Origin of the sequence: uncultured Altererythrobacter sp. (assembly GCF_913057185.1) — a bacterium.
Classification (GTDB): Bacteria; Pseudomonadota; Alphaproteobacteria; order Sphingomonadales; family Sphingomonadaceae; genus Erythrobacter; species Erythrobacter rubellus.
This window is the reverse complement of sequence record NZ_CAJXNK010000001.1, coordinates 1,423,813-1,443,647: the sequence shown is the minus strand read 5'-3', so window position 1 is coordinate 1,443,647 and position 19,835 is coordinate 1,423,813. Positions and strand designations below refer to the sequence as shown.

Here is a 19,835-nt window from a genome sequence, read left to right as displayed (position 1 = left end):
TCTGCCCCAATCCCGGACAAATCAACCCAACATCGCCATGCCGCCGTTTACGTGCATGGTCTCGCCGGTGATGTAGCCGGCCTCGCGGCTGGCCAGAAACGCCACTGCAGCGCCGATATCGTCGCCCTCGCCCATGCGTCCCATAGGGATGCGGGCGTTAAGCGCTTCTTTCTGCGCGTCGGGCAATTGATCGGTCATGGCGGTACGGATGAAGCCCGGCGCGATGCAATTGGCGGTAATGCCGCGGCTCGCAACTTCTTGCGCAAAGCTCTTGGTCATACCGACGATGCCCGCCTTGGCAGCGGCATAGTTCATCTGACCCGGGTTACCCGTAACGCCGACCACACTGGTGATCGAGATGATCCGGCCAAAGCGGTTCTTCATCATCGGTCGGGCAGAGGCACGCATCAGGCGGAAGGTCGATTCGAGGTTGATGCGGATCACATCGTCCCATTCCTCATCCTTCATCCGCAATGCGAGATTATCGCGCGTGATACCCGCATTGTTGACGAGAATATCGATCCCACCCAGCGTATCGAGCGTGGCCGGAATCAGTTCTTCGACCTGTGTGGTGTCAGACAGGTTGCAGGTAATCTCCACATGCTCACCATTGTCGTGCTCATATTCGTCGTTGAGTTGATCGCGAAACGCGCGAAGCTTGGCTGCATTTGATCCTGAGATGGCCAGCCGTGCACCTTGGCCAGCCAGCGCCTTGCAAATCGCCGAGCCAATCCCGCCACTTGCGCCGGTAACCAGCGCATTCATGCCATTCAATGAGAACATCAGGCGATCTCCTTCGCAAAATTCTCTATATCTTCCATTGTGATAAGGCTGGAAGTTGAAGCTACCTTGTCTATCCGGCCAACCATCGGCCCAAGCACCTTACCACCCAATTCAACGAAGTGCTCCACCCCGTCATCGCGCATTGCCAGCACGCTTTCACGCCAGCGAACCCGGCCGGTAACCTGTTCCACCAGCAAGAGCTGTTCCTCTGCCGGATCGGTGACCTTCGCCGCCGTCACATTGGCAAAAACCGGTAAGCTGAATGCGCCCGGTGGTGTCGCTGCCAAGGCTTCGGCCATACGGTCAGCTGCAGGCTGCATCAGCGAACAATGGAAGGGTGCGGACACCGGCAACGCAATCCCGCGCTTGATGCCGTGCTCTTTGGTAAGCGCAATCGCGCGGTCAATCGCGCCTCTATGGCCACTGATCACGACCTGAGTTGGGTCGTTGTCATTGGCAACCTCGCAGAATTCCCCGTCAGCGGCAGCTTCAGCCAAGGCAGTAGCTTTATCGATGTCAGCACCAAGCAAGGCCGCCATCGCGCCCACACCAACCGGAACAGCTGCTTGCATCGCCTGCCCGCGCAGTTTCAGCAGCCGCGCAGTGTCAGCCAGCGAGAATGCGCCAACCGCACACAGCGCCGAATATTCGCCCAGCGAATGGCCTGCCACGCAAGAGCCCTTCTCTGCCAGCGACACGCCGAATTCGCGCTCAAGCACACGCAAGGTCGCAATCGCATTGGCCATGATCGCGGGCTGAGCGTTTTCAGTAAGTGTCAGCTGATCTTCGGGGCCGTCGCGCATGATCGCGGAAAGCTTTTGCGACAGCGCTTCATCTACCTCTTCGAAAACCTCACGCGCGGCAACGCTGGCTTCAGTAAGTTCGGCACCCATGCCAACCTTCTGGCTGCCCTGCCCTGGAAAAATGAAAGCTCTCATCAACGTCTCCTCTTGGGGAGCCGGTTAGTCGCCGGTCGGCGGACTCGCAAGGCCAAAGGGCACAATCCGGTTCTCTGCCGTATGGCCAATCTGTGCCCGTCCAAGATAGGGTATTCCGGCTCGCGCGCACCAGAATTTGGTAATATCTTCAGCTTCTTGCCCGAATTCGCGATCATTCTCAGGAACAGCGGTAACGCTGCCCAACCTCAAGCCCGCAATCCGGGGCAGCGCATTGGCGATGTGGAAAAACAGCCGGTCAACCGAATAGAGATGTTCGCTCACTTCCTCGACCATCACGACATGCCCGTCCAGCTTGGGCATCAGTGGTGTCCCGACGATCATCGCAAGCGTGATGAGGTTAAATGCAACTGCGGGAGTTTGCCCATCAAGGCTCGGCTCCAGCCCGCTGCCATCACCCGAGAACCAGCGCAACACGCGCCGCACTGCTTCGCGGCCAGTCTGGCTTCGCGCGCTGACCGGCATCGAGCCGTGGACCGGTTGGCCGATGCCGTGCCGATAGAAGGCTGCGAGCAAATAACCCATGTCGGAAAAGCCGACATAAGTCTTCGCGCGTGCAGCCGCGTTCATTCGGGCAACAGCGGCTTCTGCAATCCGGTTGGAACCATAACCGCCCTTGGCGAACCAGATAGCGTCATATTGCGGGTCATTGGCCAATTCGACCAAGGCTTCGAGCCGCTCGATATCCGTTCCCGCGAAATGCCCGGCGCCCAGAAAGCACTGCTCGTGAAAATGGATCGAATGCTGCGGAAATTCGTCAGCCACCAGCGCTTCGGCCGCTTCGGCATGCTCGCGGGTGATCGCAGTGGCAGGTGCGCAGACAGCAATTCTGGTCATCTTGCTACTGTGCCCGCTTGTCTTGCTGCGCACAACTCAATACCGCACCGCGTATGAGTGAATTCCCCACCTATGACGAATTATTGCAGCGTCCCTTTTTCTTTTGCGGGATTGGCGGTTCAGGCATGCTGCCGCTGGCGCAAATCCTGGCCGGGCAAGGCGCGAAAGTGGCAGGCTCTGACCGTTCGCGTGATCAGGGCCGCACGTCTGAGAAATTTGCTGCGCTCGAAGCTCAGGGTTTCAAGCTGTTCTCGCAAGATGGCAGCGGGATCACCTCCAAGGATCAAATCCTCGTCGCTTCCGCCGCAGTGGAAGACACCGTGCCCGAAATGGTGCGGGCGAAAGAGCTTGGCTGCTTGAAGCTGACCCGCGCAGAATTGAACTCTATCCTGTTCAACACCAGCGGTGCGGGGATCGCGATTGCCGGCACCAGCGGCAAATCGACCGTTACCGGCATGCTAGGCTGGATCATGCATGCCGCGGGCCGCGGGCCAACGATCATGAACGGCGCGGTGATGAAGAACTTCGTCACTGAAGATCACCCGATTGCCAGCGCGGTTGTGGGCGGACACAGCATTTACGTCAGCGAAGTAGATGAAAGCGACGGTTCGATCGCGCTCTATCGCCCTGCTGTCGGCGTGTTGCTAAACGTCAGCCTCGACCACAAGAGCATGGACGAACTGCGCGTGCTTTTCGCGGAATATCTTCACCGCAGCCGGATCGCCGCAATCAATGCCGACGATGCAGAGGCGCTCGCACTGCTACCGCATGCAAAGGAAGTGATCACCTTCGGAATCGAACAGGAAAAAGCGCAAATCGGCATCGTGCCGGGGAGCATTGCCGATGGCCCGATCCGGCAAGCCGCAGTGGTGGTGGACCGCCACGATGGCAGTGAACACCCTCTGGTCCTGCATATGCCTGGGCGGCACAATCTCTCGAATGCACTCGCCGCGATTGCAGGCGCAGCCTGTGCAGGCGTGCCGGTTGGCGTGGCGGTAGAAGCGCTGGCGAGCTTTGCGGGATTGGCCCGCCGTTTCGATATCATCGGCACTTCGCGCAGTGGCGTGACCGTGATCGACGATTTCGGCCACAATCCGGAGAAATGCGCCGCGACATTGCGCACGCTCAAGTCATCTCCCGGCCGCGTGATCGCATTTTTCCAGCCGCATGGATACGGTCCGCTTCGCCAGATGGGCGCGGAACTGGCCGAGACTTTCGCCCGTGAACTGGACGCCGACGACATCGCGATCATGTGCGATCCGGTCTATTTCGGCGGCACGGTCGACCGCAACGAAGGCACCGAGCGGATCATCGCGATGATCACAGACGCGGGCGGAACAGCAGAGCACATCGCATCGCGTGAGGAATGCGGCACAAGGATTGCCCAAATCGCTCAACCGGGCGACCGGATCGTGGTGATGGGCGCGCGGGACGACACGCTGACAAGCTTTGCCCGCTCCATCCTGAGCAAAATCGATGATGGAGCAGATTGACGCAGGCGGCTAACCCGCCTGAATGACACCACGCGATTTCTCCCTCGACACGCTGTTCCGCGCCAATGCGCTGCGGCTCGCGAACCGCGAAGTGACAGTGGATGGCTTGCAACGATTGACCTGGGCCGAACTCGACCAGCGGGTAGAGAACCTTGCGCATTGGCTGCTCGCAAAAGGTATTGGAGCGGGCGATCGTGTCGCGCTTCTCCTCACCGATGGTACGCCATTTGTCACCTCTCTGCTCGCTTGCGGGCGGATCGGCGCGATTGCGGTGCTGCTCAACTGGCGGCTCGCCCCGGGCGAGATCGGCTGGATCATGGGCAATGCCGAGCCGAGCCTGACGTTCGCCAATGCGCGCTTCAAGCACCTCCTTGGTGAGAGCGAAGCCGGCGAAGTGGTGCTGGTCGATGAGCAACACTATCCACAAAGCGCGTTCGAAAGCATCGTCGCCAGTGATCAGCCACGCCAGACGCTGCCTCAACTAACGCCCGATCGCCCTCTATACATGATGTATACCAGTGGCACGACGGGGCGGCCCAAGGGGTGCCTGCAAGCCTCCAGCGCGGTCGCAACGTCCGCGCTCGGCATGTGCACCCGCCGCGGCTGGATGCATCGCGAGCGCTTGCTCTCGGTTAACCCACTGTTCCATGTCGTGGGCATGCAACAGATAGCGGCGATGATTGCTTGCGGCGGAGCGATGGTGTTTGCCGGGCGCGATGATGACGCGGCGGCTATGCTCGACCTGCTCCACCGTGAGGATTGCACCACCACCAGCGCCTTCCCGCAAATTCTGTTGCCATGGCGCGCGATGGAGCCGCTGCGCGATGGCGCGATCCCGCTGACGAATTACACCGGCGGCGCTGGCCCGGGCTTTGTCCCGCTCTACGAATTCCTCGGCCAGGAATGGGATTGCGAGGTGGTTGGCGGATATGGCCAGACCGAGATTTGCGGTTTTGCCACCGCCATCGACTATCCCGACATGTGTAATCACCCGCGCTCGATCGGCTGGGCCATGCCGCATGTCGAATTCACAATGCTTGATCCGGATGGCAACCAGCTGCCGCCCGGCGAAGAAGGCGAAATCTGCATGCGCGGGCCAACTGTGATGCTGGGATATTGGCGAAATCCTGATGCGACCGAAGCCGCGCTCGGCCATGGCTGGCTGCGCAGCGGCGATCTGGGCACGATGGACGAGCACGGGCTTGTCTATCTGCTTGGCCGGTCAAAGGAGCTGATCAAGACCGGCGGCGAAAATGTCTATCCGGCCGAAGTCGATGCGGTGTTCCAAGGGATGAATGAAGTCGCCGATGCGGGATGCTGCGGCGTGCCGGACCAACAATGGGGCGAAGCGGTAAAAGCCTTCGTTGTGCTGAAACCCGGAATGGAGCTAACCCGGGAGGAAATTACCACGCGATTCAAGTCACAGATCGCAGGATACAAGCGCCCGCGCTACATCGAGTTTGTTGACCAGTTACCTCGCGACATGTTGGGCAAATTGCAGCGGCTGGAGCTAAGCCAGCGCCCGGTCACGCCCGATCAGGCGGCCTAGGATCGTTGTTGTAAACTAGGACCAGAATTAGCCCTCGCCAGCGAAAAGCAGACATTCAGTTCCCACTGCTTTCCAGTGCCTTCCGCCCTTCCTCTTCGCGGGCAAAGGCGCGTTGGTAGGCGTCGCGCGAGGTTAGCCGGTCACGATAGGCCTTAAGACTATCCGGCACGCCCTCATCCAGCCCGACGCTCTTCGCCAGGATCAGCGCATAGCCACAGCAGATATCCGCCACGGTGAACCGGTCAGCGCACAAATACTCACGCCCATCCAGCCGCTGCTCCAGCTTCACCAATCGTTTCCAGAACCATTTGGCATAGGCCTCGCCCGCTTCGGCCCAGCCCTTGCCCTTTTCGAAGATCGCGAACCGCATATAGACCGTTTGCGGAAAAGTGATCGTGGCATCCGCGTGATAAGTGAAATCGCAATATTGCGCGTAATCGACCTCGCCCGGCGCGATGACCAGGTCACTCGGCCCGTCCTTGCTCGCCAGATAATGCGCGATGGCGCAGCTTTCGGTCATCTGCGCATCACCATCAACCAGCATGGGTACAGTGCCCAACGGATTTATCTCCAGATATTCAGGCGCGAGGTAGCGCGGCGGGAACGGCAAAATTTTCAGGTCGATATCGACGCCTGCTTCTTCCGCAGCCCATGTCGCGCGCAGCCCGCGTGAACGCGCGCATGTGTAAAGTGTTGGCTTGGCGCTCATCAATGGGCCTCCGCATTCTTGCCAAATCCATGACCCATATGCGCGACATTGTGCAGCGCAAAGGCGATGACCGCGCCCAGGATCAACCCGAAAATCGCCGAGACCCCGGCATATGTCAGCCAGCCAAACACTCCGCCCATGGCCCCTGTCATACCGGCAACCGCATGTTCGGCGCCATGCGCCAGATCCGAAAACAAATGGAACCCGATTTCATGCGTGCCATGCAGGATTATTCCCCCGCCAACCCACAGCATGGCGATGGTCCCGACGAAGGACAGCGCGACCAACAACTTGGGCATCGCCTGCAACAAGAAATAACCGAAAGTCAGCGCAAAACCGCTCTTGCGCTGAACCAGTTGCAGCCCGACATCGTCCATCTTCACGATCAACGCGACTGCGCCGTAGACCGCAATCGTGATCGCAATACCCACCAGCGCAAGCGCCGCCGCGCGCACCCAGAAACTTTCACTGATGGTCGCTATCTCGTTCAGTGAAATCGCCATGATTTCAGCTGACAGGATAAGGTCGGTTCGGATTGCGCCGTTGATCCGCTCCTGCTCGAACTTCGCAGGGTCTTTGATCTCATCATCCACGGTCTTCCCGTGTTTTGCTCCGCCCAGCTTCTCCATAACCTTTTCCGCGCCTTCGAAGCACAGATAGCCACCGCCAAGCATCAGCAGAAAGATGATCGCTTGCGGCAAAAACCAGCTCAACGCCAGCGCGCCCGGCAACAAGATCAGGAGCTTGTTCTTCAAGCTACCCTTGGTGATGCTCCAAATGATAGGCAGTTCGCGCTTCGGGCTTAGCCCGGTCACATAACCGGGCGTTACCGCCGCATCATCGATCACAACACCTGCGGCCTTGGTCCCCGCCTTGCTCGCGGCAATGCTTACATCATCGATAGAAGCCGCTGCCGCCCGCGCAATTACCGCGACATCGTCCAGCAAAGCCATTAAACCACCCGGCAAAGCGTATCTCCCTCTTGAATTGCTGCGCCTGCCCTGCCCTTGCTTTGCGCGCATCGCAAGGCTTGCATTCGCGGTCAAAACCGTTATGTGCGCGCATCCCTTGCGTCGGAGTGCCGATATGGGGGTGTTTGTGAAGAAAGCCGGAGGGGCCCTGCGATCCGCGCGGGATTAGCCAACGATCGGCATAAATTGAAAGGAAGCAAGATGGCTCTCTATGAGCATGTCTTTCTCGCGCGTCAGGACCTGAGCCAGGCTCAAGTCGATTCGCTGGCGGCTTCGGCGACCGAAATCGTCGAGCAGAACGAAGGCAAGGTTACCAAAACCGAGACCTGGGGCCTTAAATCCCTCGCCTACAAGATTGACCGCAACCGCAAGGCACACTTTGTGCTGTTGAACATCGATGCCCCGGGCAGCGTTGTTGAAGAGCTGGAGCGCCAAACCCGTATCAACGAAGACGTGATCCGTTATATGACGATCCGCGTTGACGAGCACGAAGAAGGCCCGTCTGTCATGATGCGCAAGAATGACCGCGACCGTAAGCGTCGCTCTGACCGTGAGGAGCGCGACTAATGGCACGTCCTTTCTTCCGTCGCCGCAAATCCTGCCCGTTCGCGGGTGAAGGTGCGCCGAAAATCGATTACAAAGACACTCGCTTGCTGCAGGGCTTCATGTCCGAGCGTGGCAAGATTGTCCCAAGCCGCATCACCGCCGTCAGCGCGAAAAAGCAACGCGAACTCGCCAAGGCGATCAAGCGCGCGCGCCACATCGGCCTGCTGCCGTACATTGTTAAGTAAGAGGAGAAGACGACATGGATATCATTCTCCTCGAACGTATCGAGAAGCTGGGCACGATCGGTGACGTTGTTACGGTGAAAGACGGTTATGCGCGCAACTTCCTGTTGCCGCAGAACAAAGCGCTGCGCGCGAACGAAGCCAATAAGAAGGTCTTCGAAGCGAACCGCGAACGTCTGGAAAAAGAAAACGCTGAAAAGCGCGGCGAAGCTGAAAAGCTGGGCGAAAAAGTTGCAGGCGCAGAAGTTGTTCTGCTGCGTGCATCGTCCAACGCTGGCCAGCTCTACGGTTCAGTCAACGTGCGTGACATGGTCGCTGGCCTGACCGCTCAAGGCCATGAGATAGACAAGAAGCAGGTTATCATGGGCGCACCGATCAAGACGATCGGTATGCACGATGTAACCGTTGCCCTGCACCCAGAGGTTCACGTCATTGTGAAAGCCAATGTGGCGCGCAGTGAAGACGAAGCCGAACTGCAAAGCCAAGGCGTCGATGTTCTCGCACAGATCTTCGAAGAAGAGCAAAAAGAGATCGAAGAAGCTGCAGCAGATACCCGTATCGACAACGCAGGTCTTGAGCCGGGCGAAATCCCTGCTGACATGCTGGAAGATGCCGCTGTCGAGAATATCGAAGCGGCCGCCGATGCAGAAACCGAAGAGGCAGCGCCTGCTGAAGAAACAAAGGAAGATGAAGCCTGATTGGCTCTAACTTCTTGGCTCAAGGGGGCGCGGCCGAGAGGTCGCGCCTTTTTTGTAAGAAGGACCTGTCCGGCTATGCTGGCCCGTCTTTCCAACGTAAAATAACAACAATATGGATTAACGTATGACCCCAATCCCGCAAATTCTCGAACAATTGCAACACACCTATGACGAAGCCGTTTCGACGCTTCGTGAAGACGTGATCGCTTTCGGACGTGACGGCACAGTGCCACCACAGCGCAAGCGAGAGGATGGCAGCTATGCCTATCCGCAGCTCACATTGCATTATTCGGGAGTTAGCGAGATCAATGATCGCAGCCGCGCATTCGGACGGCTCGAGACGACGGGAACATATACCACCACAGTCACGCGTCCTGACCTGTTCGCTCCGTTTCTGGCAGAGCAGCTCGAGCTAATCGCCGATGAATATGAGATCGAGGTGGAAGTCGGGAAATCACGGCAGGAGATACCCTTCCCCTATGTGCTGGACGGCGAAGCTGGCGCGGCGATGGTGGGCTTCGCGCCGCAGGATATCGCGCAGCATTTTCCTTCAACCGATCTGTCGCTAATCGGAGACGAGCTGGCGGACGGGATCGAGTTTCACGAAGACGAGGCGATGCCGCTGTCCCTGTTTGACGGGCTGCGGACCGATTACTCGCTTGCGCGGTTGGCACATTACACTGGCACGCGCGTGGAGGATTTCCAGGACTTCATCCTGTTCACTAACTATCACCGCTACGTCGATGAGTTCGTAAACTGGGGCGCGCAGCAAATCTGCACCAAGGATGATGGCAGCGGTTATACCAGTCTGACAGGCGCGGGCGGCCTCAATATCAGCGAGTGCATCGACAATGCGCAGGAGCAACTGAACGACACTGCCTGGCGCAGACACCAGATGCCCGCCTATCACCTCATTCGTGAAGACGGCAAAGGCATTACGCTGGTCAATATCGGCGTGGGACCGTCCAACGCCAAGACAATCTGCGATCACCTGGCTGTGCTGCGCCCTCATGCCTGGATGATGATTGGCCACTGCGGCGGGGTTCGCTCAAGCCAGAAGATCGGCGATTTCGTGCTGGCGCACGCCTATCTGCGTGATGATCACGTGCTGGATAATGTCCTACCTCCCGAAATTCCGATCCCGCCGATTGCCGAAGTACAGCAAGCGCTGGCAGCCGCGGCGGAACAAGTTTCCGGCGTACAAGGTGCCAACATCAAACAACGCATGCGCACCGGCACAGTCGTGACCACAGACGACCGCAATTGGGAGCTGCACTATTCCAGCTCTGCCAAGCGTTTCTCGCAAAGCCGCGCTATTGCGGTAGAGATGGAAAGCGCCACTATTGCCGCCCAGGGCTATCGTTTCCGAGTGCCTTACGGCACGCTGCTATGCGTTTCGGACAAGCCGCTGCATGGTGAAATAAAGCTGCCGGGCCAGGCGAACAAGTTCTACGAGGAAGCGATCGCTGCACACCTCCAGATCGGCTTGGAGGCCTGCAATCACCTGCGCGATGAAGGCGACCGTTTGCATAGCCGCAAGTTGCGCGCGTTCAACGAGCCGCCGTTTAGGTAATTTGGATCAAGCGACAGCGGTTCCTTCGATCTCGATCATGATGTCAGGATCGAAAAGGCGCTCTACACCAAGCAGGGTTGCTGAAATTTGTGCCCCGGCTGCGCCGTGAAGCGCCATGGTCTGTTCGGCCGAGGCCACGAACGCGTCCACATCAGTGGTGTAGAAGTTGAGGCGCACCAGATTCTGAGGTGTCATCCCGGCCGAATCGAGCGCATCGACCAGATTTTGCCAGGCGAGCTTGTATTGCGCGACGATGTCTCCGGCATGCATCGCATGACCATCTGCATCTGTCGCGGTCTGGCCGCTCAGGTAAAGCGTTCCCGTGGCACCTTGCACTTCGACCGCATGGTTGAGGCCAAAGCCTTGAAGCCATGGTGTTGGATTGTGAACTTTGGACTGCATCTGTTTACCCCTTGCCCTTCGCCAAAAAGCCGCATGTCTGCGCGCCAATCGGGCAAATTGAAAGGGGGTAATCATCAAACACCAGAACCGGTGCCCGGGCCCGGACATTTGCCGGGCAAGCGATTATCGCGCTTTACGGCAGGCGGAAAAGGGTGAAGATGGTTGCAGGAGAAGACAGCCCCGCAGGATGCATTCGGGAAGACCGGACTTCGCTATCCGTGCAGGTGAGGGAGAATGATCATCGCAGAATTGAGCGCAGCCGCGCCCGCTGAAATGCCGGCACAGGGCCTTCCTGCCTCTGAAGGCTTTGGCACGCCAGGCTATCGGGCTTACGTCTTGAGCGCACTGCTGATCGTCTACATCTTCAATTTCATCGATCGAACGATCGTCAACATACTGACCGAGCCGATCAAGCTGAGTTTCGGTCTGGAAGATTGGCAGATGGGGCTGCTGGGCGGCCCGGCATTCGCGGTGCTTTATACATTCCTGGGATTGCCGATTGCCCGCGTGGCAGAGCGCAAGAACCGGGTGGTTATCATTGCGCTGGCAGTGGCCGTCTGGAGCCTGTTTACGGCGTTGTGCGGGTTTGCCATGTCATTTCTGATGCTGTTTCTGTTTCGCGTAGGAGTGAGCATTGGCGAGGCTGGCTGCACACCACCGGCACAATCGCTGATCGCCGACTATTTCAAACCCTCAAAACGAGCGACCGCGGTCTCGATTTACGCTTTGGGCGTCCCGCTAGGCGGCATGCTCGCATCGGTATTCGGCGGACAAATCGCGGGGATGCAAGGCGCGGACTTTGGCGCATGGATCGCCTCGATCGGCCTAGGCGGTCTGTTCGGCGACCTTGACTGGTCACAGGTCGAAGGCTGGCGGATCGCCTTTGTTGTTGTTGGCATCCCGGGCCTGCTGCTGTCATTGATCGTCTGGCGCAGTATAAAGGAACCTCCGCGCGGCTACACTGATCCGGCTGCCCTGCAGGGACTGGAAAAGGCGAGCTTCAAGGAAGCGCTTGGCGTGCTGATGAAAAAGCCTGCCTATCGCCATGTGGTGATCGGCGCGACGCTCGCGTCTTTCGTGGGCTATGGCGTAGGGCAGTTTACGACCTCGTTCCTTATCCGGACCCACGAGCTTTCAATCCAGACCGCGTCATTGCTGTTCGGCATCATCTTGGGCTTGATGGCTGCAATCGGTGTTTTCAGCTCTGGTTGGCTCTCGGACAAACTGGCCAAGCGCTATCCCAAGGCATTGTCGTGGATTCCGGCTTTGGGAATGGCCACTTCGGTACCGCTTTATGCGTTTGGTTTCCTGACAGACAACCTGTGGCTCGCGATGCCGCCGCTGATGATCGCGGCAATGATCCATTATTTCTACCTCGGCCCGATGTATGCTGTCTCAGGCGGGGTCGCCGACAGCCGGATGCGCGCGACATCGGTTGCGATCACGCTTTTCGTAGTCAATCTGCTGGGGTATGGCTTGGGACCACCACTAATCGGAGCATTGTCGACGCTACTAAAGACAGCGTTTCTGGATGCGCGGGGTCTGGGCCTGACTCTGGAGGCGTGCAAACCATTGCTTGCCATTGCTTCCGACGTGAGCGTTACAGCAACTGCAGCTCAAGCGAGCGAGATCGCCGCCTGCGCCAGCGCGGATGCGCGCGGGCTACAATGGTCAATCGTGATCTTTATCTGCGGCTATGCCTGGGCGGCTTTGCATTATTTACTGGCTGGACGGACCCTGCAGCAGGATATGGTTGCGAATTCAGCCGAGTGAGACCAAGCGCATCTTCCGCTTTTCAGCGCAGCCTGCAAACGCTAGGCCAAGCCTATGACTGACATGACCAACACCATCTACGTCCTAAACGGGCCGAACCTGAACCTGCTCGGTCTGCGCGAGCCGGATATTTACGGCTCGGATACGCTTGATGACATTGCGGGCATGCTGGAGGATCGCGGGCGCGAACTCGGTTTTGAAATCGACATGCGGCAGACCAATCACGAAGGCATGCTGGTCGATTGGCTGCATGAGGCGCAGGCCGAGGATGCGCGCGCCGTGCTGCTGAATGCAGCGGCCTATACCCATACCTCGATCGCGCTGCTCGATGCGATCAAGGCCATCCGCACGCCAGTTATTGAGGTGCATTTGTCCGATCCCACCATTCGCGAAGAATTCCGGCATATTTCATATGTCGGCAAAGCCGCCGCGAAATGCGTGCAAGGTCACGGGGCAAAGAGCTATCTTATCGCCTTGGAAGCGGTCGCAAACGGAGAAGTTTGACCTGCCAATCGTAGAGGCCAGTTTGCGAAAAGTCGTACAGTGCCTCTTGCCAGCCACAATTTGCAAGAATAGTCACGCCTGCAACCAAATATTGAGGGGCAATAATGGCCGAACGTAAATCTGCCGGTGGTCGCAATTCCGGCATGAATATCGATAGCAAGCTTGTTCGCGAGCTTGCCGAACTGCTCAATGAAACCGGGCTTACCGAAATCGAAGTCGAAGATAACGACCGCAAGATCCGCGTTGCACGCGGCGGTGTTGTGGCATCGGCTGCGCCTGCTCAGATGGTCGCAGCGCCAGATCCGACACCCGCAGCGGCGCCTTCGGCGGCGGCTCCTGCGGCGGCTCCTGCGGCGGCAGCTGAAGCAGCACCCGCGGACGATCATGGCGATGCGGTCAAGTCGCCCATGGTCGGCACGGCCTATCTCGCGCCCGAGCCGGAAGCGTCAAACTTTGTCGCCGTCGGTGACAGCGTGAAAGAAGGCGACACCCTTCTGATCGTTGAGGCGATGAAAGTGATGAACCCGATCACAGCCGACAAGGCCGGCACTATCAAAGCTATCCTGATCGATAACGGGCAGCCGGTCGAATTTGACCAGCCGCTCGTTGTAATCGGCTGAGGCAGCGCGATGTCAATCAAACGCATACTGATCGCCAATCGCGGCGAAATTGCGCTGCGCATCCACCGCGCGGCGCACGAGATGGGGATAGAAACAGTCGCAGTGCACTCCACTGCCGATGCGGACGCGATGCATGTAAGGCTGGCGGATCACGCCGTGTGTATCGGTCCACCGGCCGCGACGGACAGCTACCTTAATGTTGCAAACATCATTTCGGCGGCCGAAGTGTCGCAATGTGACGCTATCCATCCAGGCTATGGTTTTCTCTCGGAGAATGAGAAATTCGCCGAGATCGTCGAAGCGCATGACATCAAGTGGATCGGCCCCAAGCCTGAACATATCCGCACAATGGGTGACAAGGTCGCGGCCAAGCAAACCGCCGGTGCTCTGGGCTTGCCATTGGTGCCGGGCAGCGATGGCGCGGTTTCCGACTATGATGAAGCCAAGAAGATCGCCAAGGAAATTGGCTATCCGGTGATCATCAAGGCAGCGTCTGGCGGCGGTGGCCGGGGCATGAAGGTCTGCGAAAGCGAAGACACCATCGAAACGCTGATGAAGCAGGCGGGCAGCGAAGCGAAAGCCGCTTTCGGCGATGCGACGGTCTATATTGAAAAGTATCTCGGCAATCCGCGCCACATCGAATTTCAGGTGTTCGGCGATGGCAAAGGCAATGCGATCCACCTGGGTGAGCGCGACTGCTCGCTCCAGCGCCGCCACCAGAAAGTGCTGGAGGAGGCCCCCTCCCCCGTAATCAGCCGTGAAGAGCGGATGCGCATGGGCGAGGTCTGTTCCAAGGCCATGCGCGACATGGGTTATCGCGGCGCAGGCACAATCGAATTCCTATGGGAAGACGGCGAGTTCTACTTCATCGAAATGAACACGCGGCTTCAGGTCGAACATCCGGTGACCGAGGCGATTACCGGCGTTGATCTTGTGCGCGAACAAATCCGCATTGCAGAGGGCAAGCCGCTATCGGTCGCGCAGGAAAACCTCGAGTTCAACGGCCACGCGATCGAATGCCGCATCAATGCCGAAGACCCGTTCACCTTCGCTCCATCACCAGGCAGGGTGACATACTATCATCCGGCTGGCGGCATGCATGTGCGGGTCGATTCTGGGCTCTATGCCGGTTATTCAATCCCGCCTTACTATGACAGCATGATTGCCAAGCTGATCGTCTATGGCCGCAATCGCGAAGGCTGCATCATGCGCCTTCGCCGCGCGCTGGAGGAAATGGTTGTCGAAGGCGTAAAGACCAATATCCCGCTACATCAGGAATTGCTGCATCAGGATGATGTGCTCAGCGGTGACTATTCGATCAAATGGCTCGAAGACTGGCTGGCAAAGCGCGAAGATTGAGCGGCATTATTCGACAGGTAGATCAGATTACCTTCAGCGTTGGTGGCCCAAAACGATCCTATTCCGGTTGCTTCAACTTGAACCAACACTTCGGAAGGCCTCGCGTGCGACGCAGGGCTTCCGGATACGTTTTTGCTCTTCTTTGACTGGCGCACTCGCTCGTTGAGGCTGAATGCCATACCCTTGCGACCCCTGTTATAGCCCGGGCTTTTACCCTTAGTTCCTCAACTGGCTTTGTTTATGACAGTTGGGTTACAACGAAGGCATGTAGAATTCGTTACTGTTGAGCGGGGCCTGAGTCGCTCCGAGGGCTGTGAGAACTGGGCCTGGAAACTATCTTGTTTCAATGCCTTGAGAAGGCTTACCGCTACAGCGGTACGCCCGGTTCATGCTTCGCGGTTCGGATAGTTAGCGAGGTCTTCACACTTTCCACATTCGGTGCCGGTGTGAGCTTGCTGGTCAGGAATTCCTGAAAGCTCTGCAAATCGCGGCTGACAACCTTCAGGATAAAGTCGATCTCGCCGTTGAGCATATGGACTTCACGAACTTCGGGCAGCTCGCGCATCGCGTCTTCAAACTCCCGCAATGCGCTTTCCGCCTGGCTCTTGAGACTGACCATCGCGAAGACTGTAATCGCAAAGCCTAGCTTGGAGGCGTCCAGATCGGCGTGATAGCCGCGAATGACGCCTTCTTCTTCAAGCCCGCGCACGCGGCGCAGACATGGAGGGGCAGTCAGACCGACACGTTGTGCCAATTCGACGTTTGTTACACGGCCTTCATTCTGCAATTCAGCCAGCAAGCGGCGGTCAATTTCGTCCAGACTGGCCATAAATTACCCTCATATCCCCAGATCGGCTCCGAATCGGACCCAAATGAAACACATGTGCCCTTTAAGCAGGCTCAAAACTAATATTATTGTTCTTGCCAGCAATTGTCCCGCTTTGCAACGCATCGAGAATGGCGCTCCGCAAGAGATAATTATTGCTGTTATGGAAGACTTGGCGCGGAATATCTGCGCCTGATGCCATGCGCGATTCGCGCGATTTGGAGCTGTGATGTTCTTTGATGACCGCCTTGCTACTGTGTTGCGCCACCGCGCCACCAGTGAGCGTGGCGCGCGCACACAGTTCCGCCAGTTGCTCGATCTGTTAGGCAACAGAAAGCATGGCCGTGATGACAGCCTGCTTGCCGCAGCATGGTTAAGACTGGGTGCATTAGGGGAGCAAATTCCCGCTGACGAACGGGCGCGTATCATTCACGAGCCCAGCTGGCGCTTTCGCAATGCGCAATTGGCGGCGCATCTGGCGGAAGACGAACCACAGGTAGCATCAGCCGCGCTTCAGCGAGCCGAGCTGACGGAAGTGGAATGGACCGCGCTGATCCCGCGCATGCCGATCCGTGCCCGTGGCCTGCTGCGTAATCGGCGCGATTTGCCAAATGATGCCCAGCGATTGCTCGATCAGCTGGGTATTCATGATCGCGGATTGCCACAGCCCGTTGTCGAAGCGGATACGGTCGAAGACGATCAGATCATAGAGCTTGAGGTAGAGGCCCCGCCCCTGCCCGACGCCGGGCCCAAGCCTGGTGCCGAACCGCCAGCCGCGCCAATGCGGCACCGCCCATCGGTTGCGACGGGCAGCGATGAAAAAAGCGTGATCGCTGCGACGATCGAACGCATCGCGCAATTCCGCCGGGATCACGCTGCTCCATCCACAGATGACCTGTCGCCCCGCCTGCCGCTTGGCGAAAAAACGTCAGAGCCACACCACGATGTGACAGGCTTCGCCTTCGAAAGCGATGCACAAGGCCGCATCATCTGGGCTGATGCATCGGTTGCCCCGATGACCATAGGTCAGCGGCTGACAGATCCCAGATATCTGGACAAAGGCAGTCCGGCAGACCCGATAGCGACCGCATTCGGCCAGCAGCAGCCAATCGAGCGCGCAGCGCGCGTGCTAGAAGGTGCAGAGGCCATTCGAGGCGAATGGATCGTCGATGCCCATCCGCGCTTCTCGCGCAGCGGTGGGCGCTTCCATGGCTACGTCGGGCGGTTTCGCAGACCGTTTGATCCTTCAAGGGCTAGCGGTGCGCAGACCGAAGCGGATCGGTTGCGGCAATTGCTTCACGAGCTTCGCACACCGGTCAACGCGGTTCAGGGTTTTGCGGAACTGATCCATCAGCAACTGTATGGCCCGGTGCCAAACGCTTACCGTGCGTTGGCCGCGACAATCGCAGGCGACGCGGCGAGCATTCTGGCAGGCCTTGACGAGTTGGAACGACTGGCCAAGCTTGAAGGCGGCGTCCAGTCACTTGGCGGCGGAAATACCGATCTGATCTCGCTCACCAAGCGGATGACCGATCAACTTAGCCATGTTCTGGCGCCGCGCATGGCCGGTATCGAAATCACGGCGACCAAGGCCCGCAGTGCTTGGGTGGAAATTGATCCGGACGAAGCCGAGGCGCTGATCTGGCGAATGCTTGCCACATTGGCCGGATCAACCAACACCGGAGAGCTGCTCCTTGCGCAAATTGAAACCGATGCAGACCAAGCGACCTTCTGGTGCCAGATTCCGGCGCAGCTGATCGCAGAAGACGACGTCTTCGCAGCCGAGGTTAAACCAACCACTCATGACATCAGCGCAGGATTGTTTGGAGCCGGTTTCAGCCTGAGACTGGCCGGCGCAGAGGCCGCTGGCGCTGGCGGCAGCTTGGTTCAGGATGAAGAACGGCTGGTGCTCTCGCTGCCGTTGACAGCAGTGGCATCAGGCGAAACGGAACTGCCGGACGGCGATGTGCGCGAAGCCACTGACTTGCTCTGAACCTGCTTGGTGCGCAACAATCGCCAATAAATGCATATCTGCGCTTGTTTCATTGCGATGACCATTGTAGGGGGCTCGCCGCATCGCACGCATGCTGCCTGATGGGCCTGTAGCTCAGTTGGTTAGAGCTGGCCGCTCATAACGGCTAGGTCGCGGGTTCGAGTCCTGCCGGGCCCACCAGCGGCAGCGGGACTTTGTGGTTCGCATGTGATGCGCGAAATCGGTCGGGGAGTGGCGCAGCCAGGTAGCGCACTTGTTTTGGGTACAAGGGGTCGGAGGTTCGAATCCTCTCTCCCCGACCAGTTTTCGCCAGGCACCAGGGGAGAAACCCACACGTGTCACATTCGTCATCCACCACATTACCCAGCGTCGATACGCGCGCCATTTGGGCGATTGCAATCCCTGCGATGCTGACCAATGTCGCGACCGCTTTAATCGGTATCGGCGACATGTGGATCGTTGGTCGGCTCGAGGATGCAGCAACCCAAGGGGCCGTAGATGTCGGAGCACGGCTGTTTGCCGTGCTGTTCACTATCATGTCTTTCCTGAAAACCGGTACAACCGGTCTGGTCGCGCAAGCGGGAACTCGAGACGGAACCACAGAGCAAGTTCGTTTGCTGGCCCGCGGTCTAGTGATCGGCACAATGATCGCGGCGCTGCTGGTGCTGCTAAAGCCCCTTTTGATGCCGCTGTTTCTTTCGGCATTGGGCGCACAAGGTGACGTCTTGGAGGCGGCGAGTATTTATGCTGGCATCCGCTATTGGACCGCGCCGGGCGTTATGCTGAATTTGGCCCTGATCGGGTTTCTGGTCGGCCGCCGCCAGATGACCGCTGTCTTGATCATCGAAGTCATCTACAACGCTCTGAACGTCGCCTTGGGATTGTTTCTGGCGCTAGAGCTTGAATGGGGTATCGCTGGGATCGGCTGGTCCAGCTTCATCGCTGAATATGCCAAGCTCACAATCCTGATCGCGCTCGTATTGTATCCTTCGTCCGGTCGCCGTGTGATAGGGATTTTGTTTGAAAAGGCCACAATCAGCTGGTCCAGACTTAGACCATTTCTTTCCACCAATCGCGATCTGTTCCTTCGCACGCTAGTGCTCACAGTAGCGCTGGCTGCAATTACGCGCCTATCCGCAGAGCGCGGGCCAGAAGTGCTCGCGGCCAATGGGGTCATCTATCAGTTGTTTGTCTTCACTGCGCTGCTGCTGGATGGATTTGAGAATGCAGCGCAAGTGCTCAATGGAGAGCGCAAGGGCGACAGGGACCGAGCGGGTTTTTCTGCATATACAAAGGCAATCCTTTGGCGCGGCGTCGCTGCCGCTGCGCTCCTCTCCTTTGCATTCATCCTGTTCGCGAACCCCATCGTGACCAGCTTTGCAGCTACACCCGAAGTCGCACGCATCGCGCAGGATCAAGCGATGTGGCTAATCGTCATCCCCTTCGCCGGAGTTGCAAGTTTTGTGTTCGACGGTGTGTTTGTTGGCGCAAGCTGGACACGGGCCATGCTACTTTCCATGGTCGGCGCAAGCATGCTGTTCGCGCTTTCCCTTTGGCTGACATGGCCGCTAGGATTGTGGGCCAGCTTCGTGCTGTTTCTGGCTGTCAGGGCCGGCCTTCAGGCCGCTATGATGCCGAGCCTGATACGCCGCAGCTTCAGCAATTAGGCAGCGGCACGGTTAGCCGCCACTTGCGACAGTTGATAGATAGCGGCAGAAACGCATGAACATGATACCCTTTTTAGCTGGATCGTGCAGTCAACTGATTAAAAGAGGTGGGACGCAAACCGAGTGATTGCACCTGTAGCATTAAGAAACTGGTGCTTCTCTTGCGTCGAACAACCGAAAGGTCAATTTCGACGAACAATTCAGGCCGATTCTGTTTCTGTGCAGTTGCGAAATCGTCAATTGCCTTGCTCAGATCAATCCTCGGCTTGCCCTTGTCCGCCCCACCCTCTATTTGGCCCGCAAATCTCACATACAAATTTCGAATTCGAAGGAT

The 19,835-nt window shown here is 58.1% G+C and carries 19 protein-coding genes and 2 tRNA genes; 14 read left to right on the top strand and 7 right to left on the bottom strand.

Features of this window, described 5'->3' with window-relative positions:
• Positions 1 to 21: 21 nt before the first annotated feature.
• The 3 genes from fabG to QZ487_RS07320 are packed head-to-tail and all read right to left on the bottom strand — an operon-like array spanning position 22 to position 2,576.
• Positions 22 to 783: a 3-oxoacyl-[acyl-carrier-protein] reductase gene (gene fabG / locus QZ487_RS07330; RefSeq protein ID WP_285975005.1), complete on the bottom strand. Its 762-nt coding sequence runs from the start codon at positions 781 to 783 to the stop codon at positions 22 to 24.
• Positions 783 to 1,721: an ACP S-malonyltransferase gene (fabD, locus tag QZ487_RS07325; RefSeq protein ID WP_296023975.1), complete on the bottom strand. Its 939-nt coding sequence runs from the start codon at positions 1,719 to 1,721 to the stop codon at positions 783 to 785. Before fabD ends, fabG begins: the two co-directional genes overlap by 1 nt.
• Positions 1,722 to 1,745: 24 nt before the next feature.
• Positions 1,746 to 2,576 carry an LD-carboxypeptidase gene (locus QZ487_RS07320; RefSeq protein ID WP_285975003.1) on the bottom strand — a complete coding sequence of 277 codons (831 nt, stop codon included), beginning with the start codon at positions 2,574 to 2,576 and terminating at the stop codon, positions 1,746 to 1,748.
• Positions 2,577 to 2,629: 53 nt separating this feature from the next.
• On the opposite strand from QZ487_RS07320, the gene QZ487_RS07315 reads away from it, so the two are divergent.
• Both QZ487_RS07315 and QZ487_RS07310 read left to right on the top strand, forming a co-directional pair.
• The gene (locus QZ487_RS07315; RefSeq protein WP_296023973.1) at positions 2,630 to 4,069 is read left to right on the top strand and encodes a Mur ligase family protein; all 1,440 of its coding nucleotides are present in this window, start codon (positions 2,630 to 2,632) and stop codon (positions 4,067 to 4,069) included.
• A gap of 22 nt (positions 4,070 to 4,091) precedes the next feature.
• The gene (locus tag QZ487_RS07310; RefSeq protein WP_285975001.1) at positions 4,092 to 5,618 is read left to right on the top strand and encodes a class I adenylate-forming enzyme family protein; all 1,527 of its coding nucleotides are present in this window, start codon (positions 4,092 to 4,094) and stop codon (positions 5,616 to 5,618) included.
• A gap of 55 nt (positions 5,619 to 5,673) precedes the next feature.
• Here QZ487_RS07310 and QZ487_RS07305 read toward each other — a convergent pair whose 3' ends face one another.
• Both QZ487_RS07305 and QZ487_RS07300 read right to left on the bottom strand, forming a co-directional pair.
• Complete coding sequence (locus QZ487_RS07305) at positions 5,674 to 6,327, bottom strand: glutathione S-transferase family protein (protein ID WP_285975000.1); 654 nt, start codon at positions 6,325 to 6,327, stop codon at positions 5,674 to 5,676.
• Positions 6,327 to 7,295 carry a DUF808 domain-containing protein gene (locus tag QZ487_RS07300; RefSeq protein ID WP_285974999.1) on the bottom strand — a complete coding sequence of 323 codons (969 nt, stop codon included), beginning with the start codon at positions 7,293 to 7,295 and terminating at the stop codon, positions 6,327 to 6,329. The genes QZ487_RS07305 and QZ487_RS07300 overlap by 1 nt, the downstream gene beginning before the upstream one ends.
• Before the next feature lie 204 nt (positions 7,296 to 7,499).
• Between QZ487_RS07300 and rpsF the strand changes: the two genes are divergently transcribed.
• From rpsF to QZ487_RS07280, 4 genes are all read left to right on the top strand, one after another.
• Positions 7,500 to 7,865: a 30S ribosomal protein S6 gene (gene rpsF, locus QZ487_RS07295; RefSeq protein ID WP_296023971.1), complete on the top strand. Its 366-nt coding sequence runs from the start codon at positions 7,500 to 7,502 to the stop codon at positions 7,863 to 7,865.
• On the top strand, positions 7,865 to 8,089 hold the full coding sequence (gene rpsR, locus QZ487_RS07290; protein ID WP_285974997.1) for a 30S ribosomal protein S18: 225 nt from the start codon (positions 7,865 to 7,867) through the stop codon (positions 8,087 to 8,089). Before rpsF ends, rpsR begins: the two co-directional genes overlap by 1 nt.
• Positions 8,090 to 8,103: 14 nt before the next feature.
• Positions 8,104 to 8,784 carry a 50S ribosomal protein L9 gene (gene rplI / locus QZ487_RS07285; protein WP_285974996.1) on the top strand — a complete coding sequence of 227 codons (681 nt, stop codon included), beginning with the start codon at positions 8,104 to 8,106 and terminating at the stop codon, positions 8,782 to 8,784.
• 124 nt (positions 8,785 to 8,908) lie between these two features.
• Positions 8,909 to 10,357 (top strand): AMP nucleosidase, encoded by a 1,449-nt coding sequence (locus QZ487_RS07280; protein WP_296023970.1) that lies wholly within the window; start codon positions 8,909 to 8,911, stop codon positions 10,355 to 10,357.
• 6 nt (positions 10,358 to 10,363) lie between these two features.
• Here the strand turns inward: QZ487_RS07280 and QZ487_RS07275 are convergent, their stop codons facing one another.
• Entirely contained in the window at positions 10,364 to 10,759 is a 396-nt protein-coding gene (locus QZ487_RS07275) for a RidA family protein (protein ID WP_296023969.1), read from the bottom strand.
• Positions 10,760 to 10,993: 234 nt separating this feature from the next.
• On the opposite strand from QZ487_RS07275, the gene QZ487_RS07270 reads away from it, so the two are divergent.
• The 4 genes from QZ487_RS07270 to accC all read left to right on the top strand — a co-directional run bounded on the left by QZ487_RS07270 (position 10,994) and on the right by accC (position 15,015).
• Complete coding sequence (locus QZ487_RS07270) at positions 10,994 to 12,532, top strand: MFS transporter (protein WP_296023968.1); 1,539 nt, start codon at positions 10,994 to 10,996, stop codon at positions 12,530 to 12,532.
• A gap of 63 nt (positions 12,533 to 12,595) precedes the next feature.
• Entirely contained in the window at positions 12,596 to 13,036 is a 441-nt protein-coding gene (locus tag QZ487_RS07265) for a type II 3-dehydroquinate dehydratase (protein WP_296024124.1), read from the top strand.
• A 104-nt stretch (positions 13,037 to 13,140) separates the two neighbouring features.
• Positions 13,141 to 13,656 carry an acetyl-CoA carboxylase biotin carboxyl carrier protein gene (accB, locus tag QZ487_RS07260; RefSeq protein WP_285974992.1) on the top strand — a complete coding sequence of 172 codons (516 nt, stop codon included), beginning with the start codon at positions 13,141 to 13,143 and terminating at the stop codon, positions 13,654 to 13,656.
• A 9-nt stretch (positions 13,657 to 13,665) separates the two neighbouring features.
• On the top strand, positions 13,666 to 15,015 hold the full coding sequence (accC, locus tag QZ487_RS07255) for an acetyl-CoA carboxylase biotin carboxylase subunit (protein WP_296023966.1): 1,350 nt from the start codon (positions 13,666 to 13,668) through the stop codon (positions 15,013 to 15,015).
• A 367-nt stretch (positions 15,016 to 15,382) separates the two neighbouring features.
• Here accC and QZ487_RS07250 read toward each other — a convergent pair whose 3' ends face one another.
• Positions 15,383 to 15,844, bottom strand: coding sequence for an Lrp/AsnC family transcriptional regulator (locus QZ487_RS07250; protein WP_285974990.1), 462 nt, complete (start codon positions 15,842 to 15,844; stop codon positions 15,383 to 15,385).
• A 226-nt stretch (positions 15,845 to 16,070) separates the two neighbouring features.
• On the opposite strand from QZ487_RS07250, the gene QZ487_RS07245 reads away from it, so the two are divergent.
• From QZ487_RS07245 to QZ487_RS07230, 4 genes are all read left to right on the top strand, one after another.
• Complete coding sequence (locus QZ487_RS07245) at positions 16,071 to 17,834, top strand: histidine kinase dimerization/phospho-acceptor domain-containing protein (RefSeq protein WP_296023965.1); 1,764 nt, start codon at positions 16,071 to 16,073, stop codon at positions 17,832 to 17,834.
• Positions 17,835 to 17,937: 103 nt separating this feature from the next.
• Positions 17,938 to 18,014: transfer RNA gene (locus QZ487_RS07240), tRNA-Ile, on the top strand.
• A gap of 45 nt (positions 18,015 to 18,059) precedes the next feature.
• A tRNA-Pro gene (locus QZ487_RS07235) sits at positions 18,060 to 18,136 on the top strand.
• A gap of 33 nt (positions 18,137 to 18,169) precedes the next feature.
• Complete coding sequence (locus QZ487_RS07230) at positions 18,170 to 19,501, top strand: MATE family efflux transporter (RefSeq protein WP_296023964.1); 1,332 nt, start codon at positions 18,170 to 18,172, stop codon at positions 19,499 to 19,501.
• Positions 19,502 to 19,835 lie beyond the last annotated feature (334 nt).

Coding starts and splice junctions, on each gene's coding strand:
- fabG (WP_285975005.1), bottom strand. CDS start 783: ATGTTCTCATTGAATGGCATGAATGCGCTGGTTACCGGCGCAAGTGGC.
- fabD (WP_296023975.1), bottom strand. CDS start 1,721: ATGAGAGCTTTCATTTTTCCAGGGCAGGGCAGCCAGAAGGTTGGCATG.
- QZ487_RS07320 (WP_285975003.1), bottom strand. CDS start 2,576: ATGACCAGAATTGCTGTCTGCGCACCTGCCACTGCGATCACCCGCGAG.
- QZ487_RS07315 (WP_296023973.1), top strand. CDS start 2,630: ATGAGTGAATTCCCCACCTATGACGAATTATTGCAGCGTCCCTTTTTC.
- QZ487_RS07310 (WP_285975001.1), top strand. CDS start 4,092: ATGACACCACGCGATTTCTCCCTCGACACGCTGTTCCGCGCCAATGCG.
- QZ487_RS07305 (WP_285975000.1), bottom strand. CDS start 6,327: ATGAGCGCCAAGCCAACACTTTACACATGCGCGCGTTCACGCGGGCTG.
- rpsF (WP_296023971.1), top strand. CDS start 7,500: ATGGCTCTCTATGAGCATGTCTTTCTCGCGCGTCAGGACCTGAGCCAG.
- rpsR (WP_285974997.1), top strand. CDS start 7,865: ATGGCACGTCCTTTCTTCCGTCGCCGCAAATCCTGCCCGTTCGCGGGT.
- rplI (WP_285974996.1), top strand. CDS start 8,104: ATGGATATCATTCTCCTCGAACGTATCGAGAAGCTGGGCACGATCGGT.
- QZ487_RS07280 (WP_296023970.1), top strand. CDS start 8,909: ATGACCCCAATCCCGCAAATTCTCGAACAATTGCAACACACCTATGAC.
- QZ487_RS07275 (WP_296023969.1), bottom strand. CDS start 10,759: ATGCAGTCCAAAGTTCACAATCCAACACCATGGCTTCAAGGCTTTGGC.
- QZ487_RS07270 (WP_296023968.1), top strand. CDS start 10,994: ATGATCATCGCAGAATTGAGCGCAGCCGCGCCCGCTGAAATGCCGGCA.
- QZ487_RS07265 (WP_296024124.1), top strand. CDS start 12,596: ATGACCAACACCATCTACGTCCTAAACGGGCCGAACCTGAACCTGCTC.
- accB (WP_285974992.1), top strand. CDS start 13,141: ATGGCCGAACGTAAATCTGCCGGTGGTCGCAATTCCGGCATGAATATC.
- accC (WP_296023966.1), top strand. CDS start 13,666: ATGTCAATCAAACGCATACTGATCGCCAATCGCGGCGAAATTGCGCTG.
- QZ487_RS07250 (WP_285974990.1), bottom strand. CDS start 15,844: ATGGCCAGTCTGGACGAAATTGACCGCCGCTTGCTGGCTGAATTGCAG.
- QZ487_RS07245 (WP_296023965.1), top strand. CDS start 16,071: ATGTTCTTTGATGACCGCCTTGCTACTGTGTTGCGCCACCGCGCCACC.